This is a genomic window from Streptomyces sp. CNB091 (assembly GCF_000377965.1).
Genome location: NZ_KB899003.1, coordinates 90,890 through 109,043 on the forward strand (window position 1 = coordinate 90,890; position 18,154 = coordinate 109,043).

Below are 18,154 nucleotides of genomic sequence, written 5' to 3' on the forward strand. Positions count from 1 at the left end.
CCGTTCCGCCCTTCCCCCTGTACGACGCGGCGGGGGCGGGCAAATGTTTCGGACGATCCGCGAGAACTTTTCCGGGCCCGGGGCCGGACCACCTCGTGGGGGCTCGTGGGGGCTCGTGGGAGCTCGTGGGAGCTCGTGGGGGGAGGGGAACGCGAGAAGCGCCCCGTTCACGCGCCGGACGGCGTGAACGGGGCGCGGGCGGTGGTGCGCTCGCTGTGTCCTCGTCTACCCGCGTTCCCACAACGCGGGGACGTTCGGCGGCTCCCAGCCCGACATGGCCTGGTGCGCCTGCAGACAGCGGTAGGCGACCCCGCCGTACGTCACGCGGTCACCCGCGCGGTAGGAGGTGCCGGACGACCAGGTGCCGCCCGGCGGATCGGTGGGAGGGTCGGTGGGCGGATCGGTCGGGCCGGGCGTCTGGGCGACGTCCAGCACGAAGTCGAAGGTGCCCTGCCGCCCGTTCCCGACGGTGCGGACGTTCATCAGCAGCTCGGGATCGAACAGCGCGTCGGTGTTGTTGCGCGGCTCGTTCGGGAAGTACAGCTGGGTGGTGAGGATGCGCCCGCCGGGCGCCTGCGCCTTCACATGGATGTGCCGGGTACGGCCCGGGTAGAGGCCCGCCACGATGGTGGTGAGGCTGAACGACCCGTCCGAGCCGGTGAACTGATGCCCCCGGAAGGCGAACTGGGCCATGTCGTACGACCCGTTGGTGTCGGCCTGCCAGAAGTCGAGCAGCGCCCCGGCGATGGGACGGCAGGCCCGGCCGAAGACGTAGCCGCTCACGGTGAGCGGTACGCCGGGGGTGCTCGGGGTCACCAGGCTGGTGCGGCGCGGCGAGTTGGGCTTGAAGTACGGCCCCTCCATCTGCGGAGGCGTCGTGTCGTCGCCGTCGTCGCACTCCGGGGTCGGGGCCAGCGGCCCGTTCCCGGACGCGGCGGCGTCCCGGGCGAGCGCGACGCCCCCTCCGGCGAGCAGGGGCGCGGCGCTCGCGACGAGCGCGGCCTTCAGGAGACCCTTGCGGCTGATCCGCCGCCGGTCCCCCGACGTCTCGTCGGACGCGTTGGGCTCATGGGGGGTTGTGTTGTCCATTTGTGGGGTCATGACGGTTTCCTCGGAGTCCTCGGGGTTCCTCGACGCGGGGAGGCGGGAGGCGGGAGGTTCAGGAGGTTCGGTGGTGCCGGACCGGTCCCGGGGCGGTCACACCCGGGACCGGTCCCGGGTGGTCAGACCCGCTGCCAGAGCGCCGGGACGGCCGCGGGGGTCCAGCCGGGCTGGGCCGTGTGTCCCTGGAGGCAGCGGTAGGTCGCTCCGCCGTACGTCACCGTGGCGCCGGCGGCGTACGCGGTGCCGGCCGCCCAGGTGCCGCCCGGCGGGTCGGTGGGCGGGTCGGTCGGCGGGTCGGTGGGCGGGTCCGTCGGCCCGCCGTTGGTGACCAGGGTCAGCCCGTACGTCTGGAGCAACGGGTTGATCGGCTGGAAGTACGTCGTACCGCCGGAGGAGCAGTTGCCCGAGCCGCCGGAGGTGACGCCCTGCGCCTGGCTGCCGGAGATGTAGGAGCCGCCGGAGTCGCCCGGTTCGGCGCAGACGCTGGTGCGGGTCACCCCGGAGATGGTGCCCTCCGGGTAGGTGACGCTGGTGTTCAGCTGCTGGATGGTGCCGCAGTGCCAGCCCGTGGTGGAGCCGGAGCGGCAGACCGAGGCGCCGACGACCGCGGCGGTGGAGCCGGCGACGGTGACGTCGCCCCGCCCGTAGCCGTTCACCAGCGGACGCGGGGTCCAGTTGGCGTTGGTGGCGACCCAGGCCATGTCCCGGCCCGGGAAGGTCGAGCCCTGGAAGGAGCCCTGGGCCTGCTGGTTGACGCCGTTGGTGGTGGTGCCGACGCGGCCGCAGTGGCCCGCGGTGGCGAAGCCGTTCTGGGTGCCGCGCTTCACCGAGAAGCCGACGGAACAGCGGCCGGAGCCGTTCATGTAGTACGCGTCGCCGCCACGGATGTCGGCGAGGGCGCGGGGCTGCTCGGCGGACTTCGCGACGGTGACGAGGCCGCTGTCGACCCCGGCCGCCTTGAGGAACGCCTTTCCTGCGGCGGTGCTGGCGGCGTTGACGACGACCCGGTTGGTCTCGACGTCGACGTACCAGACGGGCACGTTCTTGGGCGCCTTGTTCAGCGCGGCCTTGTCGAGGGCCTTCTTGACGCCTTCGAGCCGGTCCAGGCTGTGGCCGACGACCTCGGCGCGCGCTCCGGCGTCGGTGATCCGGGCGGCCTCGGAGGCGTCGGTGGTGGCGACGGTCAGCGTCGCCTTCGCGCCGCTGACCCTGGCTCCGGCGAAGCTGGCGCCGAGGGACTTCTCCAGCCCGGCGGCGACGGCGGCGGCGCGGTACTCGTTGGCTATCCGGCTGCGGGCGTCGTCCGCGTCGAGGCCGAGGTCGCGCTCCAGGGCGGCCAGCATGCCGGGCGACAGGCTGTCGGCGGAGACCGGCGGGGCGGCGGTGGCCGCGGGGTCGGCGGACGCCACGCCGGTCAGCCCGGCGAGGGCGAGCGCACCCACGGCCACCGTGGCGGTGCCGGCGGCGAGGGCGCGTCTGCGGAGCGTGGTTCTCTCCACGTCACTCTCCTTGGTTCTGGGGGTGTCCAGGTCCGGCTGGGGTTGGTCCGGACCAGGGAATTGCCGAAACCGTAGCGGCGGCGACACCCGGCGCAGCAGATCCCGTTCACCCCCCTCCCTCCGCGTTATGGGGCCGCGCGGCGCGTGCTCCGGCCCACCCCGCGGGCGGGTACGGAGCCGATTTCGCGGCCCTGCCGGGCGAAGCCTGATCGCGTCTCCCTTTCGGCGGGGCGCCCGGGTAGGTTCGGCCCCATGCACACAGGCCAACTTCTGGGCTCGGGACGCACCGCCGACGTGTACGCACTCGACGGCTCCTGGGTCCTTCGCCGTTACCGGGACCGCACCGACATCACGGAGGAGCTGGCCGTGATGAGTTACGTCGGCGCCTTCGGCTTCCCGGTGCCGCGCATCGGTCCGCCCGCCGAAGGGGCCCGCCCCACGGACCTGGTGCTCCAGCGGCTGACCGGCCCGACCCTGGCCGAGGCCCTGCGGGCGGGGCGGTGGGGGGCGGCCGAGGCGGGCGCGCTGCTCGCCCGGCTGCTGCGCGAGCTCCACGCCATACCGCCCCGGGTCTCGGCCGACCCGGAGGACTGCGTGCTCCATCTGGATCTGCGTCCGGAGAACGTGGTGCTGACGGAGGGGGGCGCGGTGGTGATCGACTGGTCCACCGCGGCGGAGGGCCCGCCCGGTCTCGACCGGGCGATGTCGGCGCTGACGCTGGCCCGGATCGCGCTCGACCCGGAGCTCCCCGCCGGGGCGGACGTCCGGCCCCTGTTGACGGCGCTCCTGGCGGAACTCTCCGACGACGGCGGCGCGTCGGCCGCCGATCTGTCCCTCGCCCGCGCCCGCCAGCGGGCGAACCCGCATCTGACCGACCCCGAACGGGCCCGCCTGGTCCGGGCGGTGAACCTGGTGCTGGGCTGCGCCCCGTAAAGGCGAATAAAGCCCCTCCGGCGATTGAGGAGCGGGGGCCCGGGGTCGGAGCCCCCGTTCAGCGCGCGCTCAGCGCCGCCCACGCTTCGCGTCGCGCACACGCCGCAGCCGGTTCACCGTGACCGGGTCCTCGCGCAGCGCCCGCTCGTCGTCGATCAGCGCGTTCAGCAGCTGGTAGTAGCGGACCGGCGAGATCCCGAGCTCCTCGCGGATCGCCCGCTCCTTCGCCCCGGGCCCCGCCCAGGGCCGCCGCTCCAGGGCCAGCAGCGCCCGGTCCCGTACGGACAGTCCGCCGGCGTCGGGGGCGGGCTCGGCCCGGGGGGCGCGGTGCTCGTGGTCGGGGGCGGTCATATCGACCAACTTAACGCCCACCCCCGACACCGCGCCCGCGACCGCTACTCGGCGGCCTCCGCCTGTGACGCCTCGGTGGCGAGCTCGCCGAGGATGCTCTCGGGGTTGCTGCCCGGCGCGACCGCGCTGCCGATCTTCTTCTTGATCCCGTCGCTGACCGTGGCCCAGGACGTCTTGCTGTAGGGGATGAGCGTCGAGTTCGGCAGGGCCGCCAGGAACGGGCGCAGCTTCTTGTGCTTCTTGTCGGTCTCCATCGCGGCGGAGGCACTGCCGGTCACCGGGAGCATGTCGTAACTCTCGGCGAACTCCAGCACGTTCTCGTCGGAGTAGGCGTAGTCGAGGAACGTGCCTATCTCCTCGCGGTGGCCGTTCTCCTTGAAGCCCATCATCCAGTCGGCCACGCCCATGGAGCCCTTGGTCGGGCCGTCGAAGCCGGGCAGCGGCACCATGCCGACCTTGATGCCCTTGGCCTCGGCCTTGTCCATCAGGGTGGGGTGGCCGTTGAGCATGCCGACCTCGCCGTCGGCGAACGCCTCGAAGGCCTTCGCGCGGTCCAGCTTGCCGGGCTCGACCGGTCCGGTGAGGTCCTCGCCGACGAGGTTGTCCCGCAGCCAGCGGAACGTGGCGATGTTCTGGGCCGAGTCGAGGTCGTACGCGCCGACGTCGTCCGTGTAGCCGCCGCCACCGCTGAGGAGCCACATCAGGGTCTCGGCCTGGGCCTCCTCCTGGCCGAGCGGCAGGGCGAAGGGGTAGTCGACGCCCTTCGCCTTGAGCGCGGCGGCGTCGCTCCGGATGTCGTCCCAGGTCTCGGGGGCGCCCAGCCCCGCCTCGTCGAAGAGCTCCTTGTTGTAGAAGAGCAGCCGGGTACTGGCGACGAAGGGCAGGCCGTACAGCGTGCCGTCGATCTTGCCCGCGTCGGCGAGCCTCGGCAGGAAGTTCGCCGTGGTGCGGATCGCGAGCGTCTCGTCGGCGGTGTAGAGCTTGCCCGCCTTGGCGTAGTCCGCGTAAGCGCCGATCTGGGCGATGTCCGGGGCGTTGCCGGCCTTGACCATGGCGGCGACCTCGCGGTCGACGTCCTTCCAGTGCAGGACGGTGACGTCGACCTTGATGCCGGGGTGCTCCTTCTCGAAGCCCGCCGCGACTCCGCTCCAGTACTTCTCGGAGCTGTTCTCCGGGGTGGTGCCGTAGTCGGCGGCGACCAGCTTGAGCGTGACGTCGCCCTTGCCGCCGCCGTCACCGCCGCAGCCCGCCAGCGTCGCCGTCATTGCCAACGCGGCCACCGCCGCGGTCAGACCCACAAAGCGCCGCTGCACAGCCTCGCCCATCCTCGTTGATCACCTGGCTCACGGACGGCGCGCACGGCGCCGGCCCCGGCCTCCGTTCGGCCGCGGCAGCGCCGCCCCTGTCCTGGGCACCGTCCGGATGAACTGCGATTTTCCCCCATTGGCGACGCGGAGGTCTACACCACCGGCGTATCGCTTCGGCAACGTATACGGGTCTCGGGGGCCACAACTGGCGTACGCGCACTGGCAGTCGGGTGCCCCTGCCCGTATCTTGGTCCAGACCTTTGGGCCGATTCCCCCCGGTCCGGGGCCGCCCATGAGTGACTTTCCGGTAGAAAACGACCGGTCTTCACTCCTTCATCATTTTGTATGGGTGCGCAACAAACCTCGCTAGTGGACTAGACCTTTTGGGGGTCGGCGGGCGAAACTGTCTCCCGTGAGACATGTCATCGCCCTCGATGTGGGCGGCACCGGAATGAAGGCCGCACTGGTCGGGACCGACGGCACCCTCCTCCACGAGGCGCGGCGAGCCACCGGCCGGGAGCGCGGCGCCGACGCGGTCGTCGAGACCATCCTCGGGTTCGCGGCGGACCTGCGGGCCCACGGCGAGGAGCACCTCGGCGAGAGCGCCGTCGCCGCCGGGGTCGCCGTGCCCGGCATCGTCGACGCCGAGAAGGGCGTCGCGGTGTACTCCGCGAACCTGGGCTGGCGCGACGTACCGCTGCGCACCCTCCTCGGCGAGCGCCTCGGCGTCCCCGTCGCCCTCGGCCACGACGTCCGCACCGGCGGGCTCGCCGAGGGCCGGATCGGGGCCGGGCGGGGCGCGGACCGCTTCCTGTTCGTCCCGCTGGGCACCGGGATAGCCGGGGCCATCGGCATCGCGGGGGCCATCGAGGCGGGCGCCCACGGGGACGCGGGCGAGATCGGCCACATCGTGGTCCGCCCGGACGGCCCCGACTGCAGCTGCGGCCAGCGCGGCTGTCTGGAGACGCTGGCCTCGGCCGCCGCGGTGACCCGGGCCTGGGCCGCCGCCTCCGGGGACCCCGGGGCGGACGCCGCGGACTGCGCGAAGGCCGTCGAGTCGGGCGACCCGGCGGCGGTCCGGGTCTGGCAGGACGCGATCGACGCGCTCGCCGCCGGCCTCGTCACCGCGCTCACCCTCCTCGACCCGGGCACGCTCATCATCGGTGGCGGACTCGCCGAAGCCGGGGAAACCTTGTTCACACCACTGCGTGCGGCCGTCGAGGAACGCGTCACGTTCCAGAAACTGCCCCACATCGTCCCGGCGGCCCTCGGGGACACCGCCGGATGCCTGGGCGCGGGGCTGCTCGCCTGGGATCTACTCTCCACGGAGGTTTCCGCCTGATGGCCGGACGCGCAGCAGACAGCACCGTTCTCGCCGGCGCCCGGGTGGTGCTCCCCACCGGCACCGTCGAGGACGGCCGGGTGGCCGTCGAGGGCTCCCGGATCTCCGGTTCCGCACCGGAGGGCGCCCGGACCATCGACCTCAGCGGCCACTGGGTGGTCCCCGGCTTCGTGGACATGCACAACCACGGCGGCGGCGGGGCCTCCTTCACCTCCGGCACCGTCGACGAGGTCCTCACCGGTATCCGTACGCACCGCGAGCACGGCACCACCACGATGGTCGCCTCCACGGTCACCGGCGAGATGGACTTCCTCGCCCGGCGCGCGGGCGTCCTGTCCGAGCTGGTCGAGCAGGGCGACCTGGCCGGGATCCACTTCGAGGGCCCCTTCATCTCGCCGTGCCGCAAGGGCGCCCACAGCGAGGAGCTGCTGCGCGACCCGGACCCGGCCGACGTCCGCAAGCTGCTGGACGCCGCGCGCGGCACCGCCCGGATGTTCACCCTCGCCACCGAGCTGCCCGGCGGCATCGACTCCGTACGGCTGCTCGCCGAGCACGGGGTCATCGCCGCGATCGGCCACACGGACGCGACGTACGAGCAGACCGTCGAGGCCATCGAGGCGGGCGCGACCGTCGCCACGCACCTCTTCAACGCGATGCCGCCGCTCGCCCACCGCGACCCCGGCCCGATCGCCGCCCTCCTGGAGGACGACCGGATCACCGTCGAGCTGATCAACGACGGCACGCATCTGCACCCGGCCGTGCTGGAGCTGGCCTACCGCCACAAGGGCGCGGGCCTCGTCGCGCTGATCACCGACGCGATGGACGCCGCCGGCTTCGGCGACGGCGCGTACGAGCTCGGCCCGCTCGCGGTCGAGGTCACCGACGGCGTGGCCCGGCTGGTGGAGGGCGGCTCGATCGCCGGCTCCACGCTCACCCTGGACACCGCGTTCCGGCGGGCCGTCACCCTCGACGCCATCCCCGTCGAGGACGTCGTGCGGTCCATCTCCGCCAACCCCGCCCGGCTGCTCGGCGTCCACGACCGGGTCGGCTCGCTGGAGGCGGGCAAGGACGCCGACCTGGTCGTCCTCGACGAGGACTTCGTCCTCAAGGGCGTCATGCGCCGGGGCGAGTGGATCATCGAGCCGAAGACCGCGTAGCCCGCGCGGTGAGCACGTAACGAAGCGACGGCGGTCGGCCCGCGGGACTGGGCCGACCGCCAGCGCTTTGACATGATCATCAGAGGGGCGCGCCGCGGACGGATGCGCGCGCCGTTGAGGCCATGCACCGAAGGAGGGGCCGGCAGAGGTGATCCTGACCGTCACTCTGAACACCGCGCTCGACGTGACGTACACCGTCGACGCGCTCGTCCCGCACCGCAGCCACCGGGTCGGCGAGGTCACCGAACGCCCCGGCGGCAAGGGCCTCAACGTCGCCCGGGTCCTCGGCGCGCTGGGCCACGAAAGCGTGGTGACCGGCTTCGTCGGCGGGGCCACCGGGGGCGTCCTGCGCGACCTCCTCGCCCCGCTCCCGCCGCGCGACGCCCTCGTGCCCGTCGCCGGGAACACCCGCCGCACCCTGGCGGTCACCGACCGCTCGACCGGCGACACCACCCAGCTCAACGAACCCGGACCGCAGGTGAGCCCCGCCGAATGGGCCGCCTTCCTGCGGACGTACGAGGAGCTGCTCGCCGGAGCCGACGCCGTCGCGCTCTGCGGGAGCCTGCCGCCCGGCATCCACGTCGGGGCCTACGCGGAACTGGTCCGGACCGCCCGCGCCGCCGCCGTGCCCGTGCTCCTGGACACCAGCGGAGAACCGCTGCGCCGGGGCATCGCCGCCCGCCCCGACCTGGTCAAGCCGAACGCCGAGGAGCTGGCCCGGCTGACCGGCTCCCGCGAACCGCTGCGCGCCGCCCGCGACGCCCGCCGCCGCGGGGCCCAGTCCGTGATCGCCTCCCTGGGCCCGGAGGGGGTGCTCGCCCTCACCCCGGACGGCGTCTGGCGGGCCGCCCCGCCCGCCGCCGTGCGCGGCAACCCGACCGGGGCGGGCGACTCCGCGGTGGCCGGACTGCTGTCCGCCCTGGCCGAGGGCCTCGACTGGCCGGAGCGCCTCGCCCGGGCGGTGGCCCTGTCGACGGCGACCGTGCTGGCCCCGACGGCTGGCGAGTTCGACGCGGAGGCCTACGCGGAGCTGCTGCCGCGCGTCACGGTGGAGCCGGACACGACGACGCCCTGACCACTTCGGGGCGGTCAGGGCGTCGTCGCACGCACGCGTGTCTAGCTCTTGATGTGGCCGGACTTCAGCTCCAGCTGGTCGAGATTGGCGTCGCACTGATCGCCCGTCTCGCACGACAGCTTGAGGGTGTTGGAGCCCTTGTCGAGCTGGACGTACGCGTACGTGTTCGTCCAGCCCTTCTCCAGATCGCCCTCGGCGGCCTTCGCGAAGTTCTCCATGTTGATGGAGCGCGGCTCCTGCGCGTTGACCGTCAGGGTCGTCTTCGCGTCCTTGCCGGGCACGCCGTACGTCACGTACAGGGTGTACGCGCCGGCCTCGGGAACCTCGACCGTCCAGGTGGCCGACCGGCCGACCTCGTTCAGGTTGATGTAGTTGCCGTTGGCGCCCTTGGCGCCCTTGACCGTGGAGTCCAGGGCCGCCGTGCCGCCCAGCGTCAGCGTCGCCGCGTCCTGCTTCGGCAGCTCGACCGGCTTCGGCTTCTCCTTGGGCTTCTTCTCCGGCTTCTTCGACTCCTCGACCTCGCCGGCGGGGCCCTGCGAGGTGGACGCCTCGTCCTTCTTGTCGTCCTTGTCGCCGTCGTCGCCCGTGAGCAGGGCGGCGCCGATGCCGATGACGACGACCGCGACCACGGCGACGGCCCCGATCAGGAGCGCCTTGGTGTTCGGGCCGCCCCGGCCCGGACCGCCTCCATGGCCGTTCTGCGCCGGAGGCTGTCCGCCCGGCCCGCCGCCCGGGTAGGTCTCGGGGGCCGCGTACTGCGGGTTCGGCCGGTTGTACTGCTGCGGGGGCTGCTGGCCGTAGCTCTGCTGGGGCGGGTAGCCGTACCCGCCCTGCTGCTGGGGCGCCTGCTGCTGGCCGTACTGGCGCTCGCCGACGGCCCGCACCTGGTTGTAGGACGTTCTGGGCACGCCCGGCTGCGCGGCCGGCCCCGGGTAGCCGTAGCCGCCCTGGCCGGGCGGCTGGGCGCCTGCCGCCTGTCCGTCCGCGTACAGATAGCCGAACGGATCGTCGTCCTCGGGCTTGCTCCCGCCGTTGTTTCCGGCCGTCATCCCTGGGTCACTCCTCACCATGTCGCCAGCCGTCGCCGACCGGCCGAGCCTACCTCGAACGGAGCAAGCCCCGAATTGTGCTCAGTGACCCGGACGGCCGTGGGGAACGGTTACGGGGTAGGGGGAGAAACCGGCCGTGAACGTCATCCGGCCCTGCGGTGAACCTTCGACCGGGACCGCTTTTCCACGTACATCCGCTGGTCGGCGGAGCGCAGGACCTCTTCTACGGTCATGCCGCACTCGGCCCAGCCGATGCCGAAACTCGCCCCGACCCGGACCGCGCGACCATCGACCCTTATGGGCGGAATGATGGCATTTCTCAGGCGAACGGCCAGGTCAGCGGCGTCCGCTGCCCCGAGCCCGTCGGCGAGAACGACGAATTCGTCACCCCCGAGCCGGGCGACGGTGTCACCGTCCCGCACACAGGTGCTCAGCCGCCGGGAGACCTCGATGAGCACGGCGTCGCCGGTGTGGTGTCCGAAGCGGTCGTTGATGGTCTTGAAGCCGTCGAGGTCGCAGAAGAGGACCGCGAGGCCCTTCGTCCCGTCGTCGTGCTCCGGATCGGGGGCCACCGTGTGCACATGGTGGTCGAAGGGGCCGCCGCCGGGGACCGCCTCGCCCTCGTAGCCGTCGGGCTGGTAGCCGTGGGCCCCCTCGTACCGGTCGGCCTGGTAGCCGTGGGTCAGCGACGACTCGACGTCCCCGTACGCCGCGTCCAGCGCCTCGATCGCGGTCGCGGCCGGAGAGTGCGGCCGCTCGCAGATCCGGGCGCTGAGCCGCGACTTCAGCTCGGCGCTGTTGGGCAGCCCCGTCAGCGCGTCGTGCGAGGCGCGGTGGGCGAGGTTCAGCTCGTGCCGCTTGCGCTCCTCTATGTCCTCGACATGGGTGAGCAGGAAGCGCGGCCCGTCGGCGGTGTCGGCGACGACCGAATTGCGCAGCGAGACCCAGAGATAGGTGCCGTCCCGGCGGCTCAGCCGCAGCTCGGCCCGGCCGCCCTCGGCGGAGGTGCGCAGCAGGGTGCCGATGTCCTCGGGGTGGACCAGATCGGCGAAGGAGTAGCGGCGCATGACGGAGGCCGGGCGGCCGAGCAGCCGGCACAGGGCGTCGTTGGTGCGCAGCAGCCTGCCCTGCTGGTCGCCGCCCATCTCCGCGATGGCCATGCCGCTGGGCGCGTACTCGAAGGCCTGCCGGAAGGACTCCTCGCTGGCCCGCAGCGCCTGCTGCTCCCGCTCCAGGCGGACCAGGGCACGCTGCATGTTGGCTCGCAGGCGGGCGTTGCTGATCGCGATGGCGGCCTGGGAGGCGTACATCTGGAGCGCCTCGCGCCCCCAGGCTCCGGGACGGCGCCCGTTGCGCGGCCGGTCGACGGATATGACCCCGAGGAGGTCACGGCCGCCCGCGGCGGCGTACATCGGGGCGTAGAGCCGGTCCAGCGGGTGCCACTCGTCCTCGAACCGGGGCTCGGGCCCCTCGGTGTGCCACTGGGGTACGTCGTCGTCGAGGAGGACCCAGCCCTCGGTGTGCGGGATGAAGCGGAGGCTGTCCCAGGCCTCGCCCATGGAGAGCCGGCGTTCCCACGAGGCGCGGGAGCCGACGCGCCCGGTGATCAGGGCCTCGGCCGCGGCGTTGCCCGCGAACGCGGCGATGACGAGGTCGCCGTCCGGCCGGACCAGGTTCACGCAGCCCAGCTCGTAGCCGAGGCCGACGACGATTCCGTCGGCCACGGTCTGCAGCGTGTCCGCCAGACTCCGTGCCGTGTTGAGATCAGCGACGGCCTGATGCAGCTGCCGCATGGTCGCAAGGCGGACGTACGGTTCCGACTCGGCCTCCATCGCTCGCACTCCCCGAGACCTCGACAGCAACTCCAGGTTTCATATCCGGTTTCATATCGACGTACTTGTTGCAGTGTCACGGCCACTGAATCACAGTGAGCTGTGCACCCGGTACACAGGGTCAGCAGAAAATGGACTCTGTGACTCAAGTCACAACAGATGGCCAGGTGATGCCGGTGACTCACGGTGGCTGGTCCCGTTCGGAACGAAACCGGAAGGGTGGGCTCAGCGGCGCGTGGAGCCGGCTCGGCGGCGCGTGGAGCCGGAGGATCCGGTTCCCGTTGTGTGCGCCCGTATGCTGCCGTACCGCTCGTGCGCCCGTATGCTGCCGTACCGCTCGTGCGCCCGCGTGCACGGTTCGTGCCGGAGTCCTAGGACCGGCCTGGTCCCCTGGCCCGATGCGACCGCCCGCCCCCCGCGGTTAGCGTCGGTGTGTGCTCCAGACGAAGCCCCCCACCCCGCGCCCCGAGACCGTCCCCCATGCTGAGGGAGTGAGCAACGACGAGTTCCGTGCCGCCCTCGCGCGGCTGGCCGCCGGGGTGGTGCTGGTCACCGCCCAGGAACCGCCCCTCGACGAGGACGGCCGGGGCGAGGACGTGGGCATGACTGCGACCGCCTTCATGTCCGTGTCCCTGGACCCGCCCCTGGTGATGGTGAGCCTGCGCAACGGCTCCCGGATGGACGACCTGCTGGACGAGCAGCCGCTGTGGGCGGTCTCCGTCCTGGCGGCGAGCCAGCGGCACATCGCGGGCCGGTTCGCCATGAAGGGCCGGATCAGCGACCGGCTGCTGTTCGAGGACGTCCCGTACGTACGGGGCGAGGTCACGCACGCGCCGCTGATCGGCGGGGCGCTGGCGACGCTGGAGTGCCGGACCGAGCAGCGCGTGGTGGCCGGGGACCACACCCTGGTGATCGGGCGGGTGGTCACCGCGGTGCTGCCGAGCCCGGAGGGCGACCCGCTGGCGTACTTCAAGGGCCGCTACCGCCAGCTGGGCTGACGGGCCAGGCCCCCGGAGTCACCCGTCGCGGGACCGAGCGTCACCCGTCGCGGCTTGAACGTCACCCGTCGCGGGCCCGAGCGTCACCAGTCGCGGCCCGAGCGCCCGCGCTTCGTGTCGCCGCGCTGCTTCTTCTCCCGCAGCCTGCGCTCGTTGATGCCTCGCGGGATCTTCCGCTTGATCCGGGGCTTGGGCGGCGGCGCCGTGGCCTCGGCGAGGAGTGCGGCGAGGCGGACGCCGGCCGTTTCGCGGTTGCGCCACTGGGAGCGGTGCTCGGAGGCCCGTACGGATATCACCCCGCCCACCAGCCTGCTCGCGAGCCGCTCCAGCGCCCGCGCCTTCCACACCTCGGGGAGCGCGTCGGTCGCCGCCAGGTCGAAGCGCAGCTCCACCTGGGAGTCGCTGGTGTTGACGTGCTGGCCGCCGGGCCCGGAGGACCGCGAGAAACGCCACATGAGCTCGGCCTCCGGGAGGGAGACCGAGCCGCGGATGACATAGGGCCCGGACATGACACCCATGGTCCCTTCCCCGCGCCCTGTTCGTCACCTTCTTTTGCCGACGGGGTCGCGCACGGGACCGCCCGGTGTCCCCTGACCGGCTCCACTTCGGGACGAAGTTCGGCAAAGAAAGTAAAGCGACCAGGAACCTCGTGGTCTGCTGCTTGCGTTATGACGGGTGACGGTAGCTTTCGTGATGGCACGAAACCCGCACACGACGAGGAAAGGGACTTCCCATGGCAGTAAGCCTGTCCAAGGGCGGCAACGTCTCGCTCACCAAGGAGGCACCGGGCCTTACCGCCGTCACGGTCGGCCTCGGCTGGGACGTCCGCACCACCACCGGCACCGACTTCGACCTCGACGCCTCGGCGATCGCGGTCAACCCGGCGGGGAAGGTCGTCTCGGACGGCCACTTCGTCTTCTTCAACAACAAGTCGACGCCGGACCAGACCATCGTGCACACCGGTGACAACGTCACGGGTGAGGGCGAGGGCGACGACGAGCAGATCAACGTCAACCTGGCGGGTCTGCCGGCCGACGTGGACAAGATCGTCTTCCCGGTCTCCATCTACGACGCCGAGAACCGCAGCCAGAACTTCGGCCAGGTCCGGAACGCGTTCATCCGCATCCTCAACCAGGCCGGCGGCGCCGAGATCGCCCGCTACGACCTGAGCGAGGACGCCGCCACCGAGACCGCCATGGTCTTCGGCGAGCTCTACCGCAACGGCGCCGAGTGGAAGTTCCGCGCGGTCGGCCAGGGGTACGCCTCCGGCCTGCGCGGCATCGCCCAGGACTTCGGCGTCAACCTCTGACCCGAGCGCACACCCGCTTCACCCGCTTCACCGGAGCCCCCGGCCGCCTTCGCGGCCGGGGGCTCCGGCGGGTGTGAGGGGCCGTCACGTCCCGCGTCCGGGAGCCGGTCAGCCCTCCAGGGGCGGCCGGCTCCTGCCGTACAGCCAGGCGTCCCACAGCTCGGTGAGGTCCCGCCCCGTCTCCTCCTCCACGTACGCGGTGAAGTCGTCGGTCGAGGCGTTGGCGTGCCGGTGCGCCTTCGTCCACCCCTTGACCAGGGCGAAGAACGCCCGGTCGTCCTCCAGGGCGAGCCGGACGCGGTGCACGGCCATCGCCCCCCGTCCGTAGACCGGCGGCGCGGACAGCTCGGCGGCGCTCGGCGGATCGGCGGGCGGGAACGCCCAGTTCGCGTCGTCCGCGTACGCCGCCTCGAAGCTCTCCTCGACCGGTACGTCCTCGTGGTCGGCGGCCCAGAGCCACTCCGCGTAGGTCGCGAAGCCCTCGTTCAGCCACATGTCCCGCCAGGTCGCGGGCGTGACGGAGTTCCCGAACCACTGGTGGGCCAGTTCGTGCACGAGGAGCGCGGTGTCCGGCGGGCCGGGGAAGACGGGCCGGTTCTGGGTCTCCAGGGCGTACGCCGAGTCGCCCGTCCGCTCGACGATCGCCCCGGCGGAGGAGAAGGGATACGGGCCGAACCTCCCCGCCGACCACGTCAGCACCGCCGGGATCCGCGCCAGCGCGTCCGCGCTCGCCGCCGCCGACTCCGGATCCACGGCGGTGAACAGCCGGATGCCCTCGGGGGTCACCGACTCCGCGGTGGCGAACCGCCCCACGGCGACGGTCGCCAGATAGCTCGCCATCGGTTCGGCGGTCCGCCAGCGGTAGACGGTGCGCCCGTTCGCCGTACGCCGGGACACCAGCTCCCCGTTGGAGATCCCCGCGAGCCCTTCGGGCACGGTGACCGCGAGGTCGTACGCGGCCTTGTCGCTCGGGTGGTGGTTGCCGGGGAACCAGGCCATGGACCCGGCCGGTTCGCCGAGGGCGACCGCGCCGTCGGCCGTCCGCAGCCAGCCCTCCTTCGCCCCGTCCGGGTCGGTGACCGTCTCCGGGGAGCCGGAGTAGCGCACTACGGCGGTGAACGTACGCCCCTTGCCCAGCCGGCCCTCCACGTCGGCCGCCGGACGCAGCGTCAGCTCCTTGCCCGCCCGGTTCACGGCGGCCGGGCGACCCTCGACGGTGGCGCCGTCCACGTCGAGCCCGGCGAGGTCGAGGTGGAAGGCGCTCAGGTCCTGGGTGGCGCGGGCGGTGATCGTGGCGGTGCCGCGCAGCCGGTCTCCGGCCGGGTCGACGTCGAGCTCCAGGCCGTAGTGGGTGACGTCGTAGCCGCCGTTGCCGAGCCCCGGGAAGTACGGGTCGCGCAGTCCGGCCGCGCCCGGGGTTCCCGGCACCCCGCCCGTACAGCCCCCGCCGAGGAGGGCGAGGGCCAGGGCGAGCGGCGGGAGGAGGTGCGCGGTGCGCCGCCGGGCCGGGTGGGGGTGGTTCACCCGGCCGATCCTAGATCTCGGTACGCCGGAATCCGGGACCGGAAAGAGCCGACGGCCTCGGGAGGAGCCGGGGAGGGGCCGCCGCCTCGGGGGAAGCCGGGGAGGGGCCGCCGCATCGGGGGAAAGTCGGAAGGAGCCGCCCGCCTCGGGGGAAGAACGGGCGGCTCCCGTTTAGAGGATGGCGATTCCGAGCGGCCGGTTGCCTGCCTCCAGGCGGACCGGCTCGCTGTTCCCGTCGTCCAGGTCGACGACCGTGATGCCGTTCCAGTACCCGTCGCGGGTGAAGCCGCCGGTCACGTACGCCGTGCGGCCGTCCTTCGACACCGCCACGTCCTCGTGCGGCCCGTCCAGCGGAACGACCCGTTCCTCGCCGTCGGGGGACCGGACGGTGAGCGAGGGGTCCGCGTCGTCCGACCCGATCGGACCGGTGCCCACCACGAGGAGGGTGCCGTCGGGGGCGAGGGCCGCGCCGTGCTGGTGGGTGTTGGCGGTCATCGGCTCGATGGTCACCTCTCCGGTGCGCGGGTCGAGGACCGCGAGCCGCTCCCCCTCGAACGGCAGCAGCAGCTTGCCGTCCTCGGGGCGCACGACGGCGTAGTGCGGCTTCAGCCAGGAGCCGAGCCCGCCCTCCGTGCCGTACGGGGCGACCTCCATGCGCCGGGTCTGCAACGAGCCGGCGTCCACCGCCGTCACGTCGAAGGAGTCGTGATCGGTGGCGTACACCTCGCAGCCGTCCGGCGACACGTCCACGTCGAAGGGGCGCATGCCGACGGGCGCGACGCCGGTGACCTCGCGGGCAGCGGTGTCGATGACCTCGACCGCGCCGTCGCCGCCGGGCACGTTGACCCCGACGTAGACGTGCTGCCCGTCCGGGGCCAGGGCGATGCCCATGCCGCCGCCCCGGTACTCGCCGGTGGTGACCGGGCCGGACTCCGTCTCGTACGGGACGAGCGCGAGCCGGGTCCGCTCCCGGGTGTCGACGACCGCGACGCCCTCGGCGGTGGCGACCCAGGCCCGCCCGTCCTCGCCGACGACGAGGCCGTAGGGCGCGGTGCCGACCTCGACGGAGGCGATGGGGGCCCCGTTCCTCCCCGAACCGTCCTTCCCGGGGTCGACGAAGGTCACGGTGTCGCCGCCGAAGTCGGCGACGAGGAGGGTGCCGTCGGGGGTGCGGCCGGTCGGGGCGCGGGAGGGGTCGGGGGCCGCCGGGGTGCCGGCCGCGGCGGACGGGCCACGGGTGCCCGGGGTGCCCGGGGTGCCCGGGGCCGCCTCCGTCGTGCCGGTCGAGCACCCGGCGAGCAGGGCGGCGGCGACGAGCCCGAGGGCGAGGCGACGGGCGCGGGGGCCAGGCAGCCGGAGGGCGGCGCGGGGGCCGGGGCCCCCGGTCACGCCGCGTCCCGCAGCAGGGCGGCCAGCTCGGCGAAACCGCGCCGCTCGGCGTGGGCCAGGGGCGTCACCCCGTCGCCGTCGGGCAGGTCCCGCGTCGCCCCGGCCGCGAGGAGCAGCTCCACGACCTGTTGGTGCGCGAGCCCGCCCTCGCCGAGGATCACCGCCTCCAGCAGAGCGGTCCAGCCGAGCCGGTTGACGTGGTCGACGTCGATGTCGGTGACCCGCAGCACCTCCCGTACGTACGGGACATGGCCGCGTTCGCTCGCCGGGATGAGGGAGATGCCGCCGAACCGGTTGCGCAGGGTCAGATCCGGCCCGGCCGGCAGCAGTACGTGCAGCATCGCGACGCTGCCGGTGACGCCGGTGGCCAGCCACGGGCTCTCCTCGCGCCGGTCCTGGGCGTCCGGGTCCGCCCCGGCGGCCACGAGCAGCCGGGCCGCCTCGACGTGGTCGCCGTGGACGGCGAGGAGGAGAGGGGTGCGCGACTCGTCGTCGCGGACGTCGACCCGGGCGCCGCCCTCGATCGCGGTGCGCACACCTTCGGTGTCGCCGGTGCGTGCGGCGGTGAGCAGGTCGTGATCGAGGGCGTTCATGGGTACTCCGTTCCCGTCTGTGCCTGTGCCTGTGCCTGTGCGTGTGCGTGTGCGTGTGCCTGTGCGGGTGCGGGTGCGGGTGCCTGTGCGGGTCGTGACTACCGGGCGAGGGCCGCGACGCCCGCCTGGGCGAACTTCTCGTCGAGGTCGCCGCTGGGCGCGCCGGCCACGCCGATGCCGGCCACCGGGGCGCCCTTGACCTGCACCGGAGCACCGCCCCCGAGGAACAGGGTGCCAGGGATGTCCTTCAGGTTCGGGGCCTGCTCCAGGCGCTTGACCAGCTCGGAGGTGGGGGCGTTCCAGGAGACGGCGGTGTACGCCTTCTTCACCGCGGACTCGGGGGACTGCGGGCCCGCGCCGTCGCCGCGCAGGGAGACGATGGTGTTGCCGTTGCGGTCGACGACCGCGACGGAGATGCGCTGGTTCTCCTTCTTCGCCGCGTCCAGCGTGGCCTGCGCGGCCTTGGTGGCGGCGGCCACGGTCAGGTGCGTCGTCTGCTGGAGGTTCCGGTTGCTCGTGTCGGCCTTGACCGCGGCGGCGGGGGCGGCGGCCGGGGAGGAGGCGCTCGCGGACATCGCGCCGAACGTGCCGGCCCCGAGGGCGGCGACGACGACGGCGCCGGTGACGACACGGGTGCGCGGCGACAGCTTCTTCATTGAGACTCCTTGGTGATCCGGGGGCGGCCCGGTGGT

The 18,154-nt window shown here is 73.0% G+C and carries 17 protein-coding genes; 6 read left to right on the plus strand and 11 right to left on the minus strand.

Annotated elements, in window-relative coordinates:
• Positions 1–225: 225 nt before the first annotated feature.
• Complete coding sequence (locus D581_RS0124095) at positions 226–1,089, minus strand: dioxygenase family protein (RefSeq protein ID WP_018959757.1); 864 nt, start codon at positions 1,087–1,089, stop codon at positions 226–228.
• A 134-nt stretch (positions 1,090–1,223) separates the two neighbouring features.
• Positions 1,224–2,603, minus strand: a complete 1,380-nt coding sequence (locus tag D581_RS0124100) for an alpha-lytic protease prodomain-containing protein (RefSeq protein WP_018959758.1) — start codon at positions 2,601–2,603, stop codon at positions 1,224–1,226.
• 252 nt (positions 2,604–2,855) lie between these two features.
• Here D581_RS0124100 and D581_RS0124105 point away from each other — a divergent pair, with 252 nt between their 5' ends.
• Positions 2,856–3,536, plus strand: coding sequence for a phosphotransferase (locus D581_RS0124105; protein WP_018959759.1), 681 nt, complete (start codon positions 2,856–2,858; stop codon positions 3,534–3,536).
• A gap of 69 nt (positions 3,537–3,605) precedes the next feature.
• On the opposite strand, the gene D581_RS0124110 is transcribed toward D581_RS0124105, so the two are convergent.
• Both D581_RS0124110 and D581_RS0124115 read right to left on the minus strand, forming a co-directional pair.
• Positions 3,606–3,887, minus strand: a complete 282-nt coding sequence (locus D581_RS0124110; protein ID WP_018959760.1) for a DUF3263 domain-containing protein — start codon at positions 3,885–3,887, stop codon at positions 3,606–3,608.
• Positions 3,888–3,931: 44 nt separating this feature from the next.
• On the minus strand, positions 3,932–5,212 hold the full coding sequence (locus D581_RS0124115) for an extracellular solute-binding protein (protein WP_026290856.1): 1,281 nt from the start codon (positions 5,210–5,212) through the stop codon (positions 3,932–3,934).
• Positions 5,213–5,645: 433 nt separating this feature from the next.
• Here D581_RS0124115 and D581_RS0124120 point away from each other — a divergent pair, with 433 nt between their 5' ends.
• The 3 genes from D581_RS0124120 (at position 5,646) to D581_RS0124130 (ending at position 8,768) form a co-directional block, all read left to right on the plus strand.
• Entirely contained in the window at positions 5,646–6,536 is an 891-nt protein-coding gene (locus tag D581_RS0124120) for an ROK family protein (protein WP_018959762.1), read from the plus strand.
• Positions 6,536–7,693 carry an N-acetylglucosamine-6-phosphate deacetylase gene (gene nagA / locus D581_RS0124125; RefSeq protein WP_018959763.1) on the plus strand — a complete coding sequence of 386 codons (1,158 nt, stop codon included), beginning with the start codon at positions 6,536–6,538 and terminating at the stop codon, positions 7,691–7,693. The genes D581_RS0124120 and nagA overlap by 1 nt, the downstream gene beginning before the upstream one ends.
• 148 nt (positions 7,694–7,841) lie before the next feature.
• Entirely contained in the window at positions 7,842–8,768 is a 927-nt protein-coding gene (locus D581_RS0124130) for a 1-phosphofructokinase (RefSeq protein ID WP_018959764.1), read from the plus strand.
• A gap of 41 nt (positions 8,769–8,809) precedes the next feature.
• Here the strand turns inward: D581_RS0124130 and D581_RS0124135 are convergent, their stop codons facing one another.
• Together D581_RS0124135 and cdgB are read right to left on the minus strand one after the other, a co-directional pair.
• On the minus strand, positions 8,810–9,817 hold the full coding sequence (locus tag D581_RS0124135) for a hypothetical protein (protein WP_018959765.1): 1,008 nt from the start codon (positions 9,815–9,817) through the stop codon (positions 8,810–8,812).
• A 143-nt stretch (positions 9,818–9,960) separates the two neighbouring features.
• Positions 9,961–11,649 carry a diguanylate cyclase CdgB gene (cdgB, locus tag D581_RS0124140; RefSeq protein ID WP_018959766.1) on the minus strand — a complete coding sequence of 563 codons (1,689 nt, stop codon included), beginning with the start codon at positions 11,647–11,649 and terminating at the stop codon, positions 9,961–9,963.
• Between the two features lie 491 nt (positions 11,650–12,140).
• On the opposite strand from cdgB, the gene D581_RS0124145 reads away from it, so the two are divergent.
• Entirely contained in the window at positions 12,141–12,647 is a 507-nt protein-coding gene (locus D581_RS0124145; protein WP_018959767.1) for a flavin reductase family protein, read from the plus strand.
• A gap of 83 nt (positions 12,648–12,730) precedes the next feature.
• On the opposite strand, the gene arfB is transcribed toward D581_RS0124145, so the two are convergent.
• The gene (gene arfB, locus D581_RS0124150) at positions 12,731–13,165 is read right to left on the minus strand and encodes an alternative ribosome rescue aminoacyl-tRNA hydrolase ArfB (protein WP_018959768.1); all 435 of its coding nucleotides are present in this window, start codon (positions 13,163–13,165) and stop codon (positions 12,731–12,733) included.
• Positions 13,166–13,380: 215 nt separating this feature from the next.
• Between arfB and D581_RS0124155 the strand changes: the two genes are divergently transcribed.
• On the plus strand, positions 13,381–13,956 hold the full coding sequence (locus D581_RS0124155) for a TerD family protein (protein WP_018959769.1): 576 nt from the start codon (positions 13,381–13,383) through the stop codon (positions 13,954–13,956).
• 108 nt (positions 13,957–14,064) lie between these two features.
• Here D581_RS0124155 and D581_RS0124160 read toward each other — a convergent pair whose 3' ends face one another.
• The 4 genes from D581_RS0124160 to D581_RS0124175 form a co-directional block, all read right to left on the minus strand.
• Positions 14,065–15,480 carry a M1 family metallopeptidase gene (locus D581_RS0124160; protein ID WP_018959770.1) on the minus strand — a complete coding sequence of 472 codons (1,416 nt, stop codon included), beginning with the start codon at positions 15,478–15,480 and terminating at the stop codon, positions 14,065–14,067.
• Positions 15,481–15,651: 171 nt separating this feature from the next.
• A complete protein-coding gene (locus D581_RS0124165) occupies positions 15,652–16,869 on the minus strand; it encodes a hypothetical protein (RefSeq protein WP_018959771.1) in 1,218 nt (405 codons plus the stop codon).
• Entirely contained in the window at positions 16,866–17,462 is a 597-nt protein-coding gene (locus D581_RS0124170; protein ID WP_018959772.1) for an ankyrin repeat domain-containing protein, read from the minus strand. The genes D581_RS0124165 and D581_RS0124170 overlap by 4 nt, the downstream gene beginning before the upstream one ends.
• A gap of 98 nt (positions 17,463–17,560) precedes the next feature.
• Entirely contained in the window at positions 17,561–18,118 is a 558-nt protein-coding gene (locus tag D581_RS0124175; protein ID WP_018959773.1) for a heme-binding protein, read from the minus strand.
• Positions 18,119–18,154 lie beyond the last annotated feature (36 nt).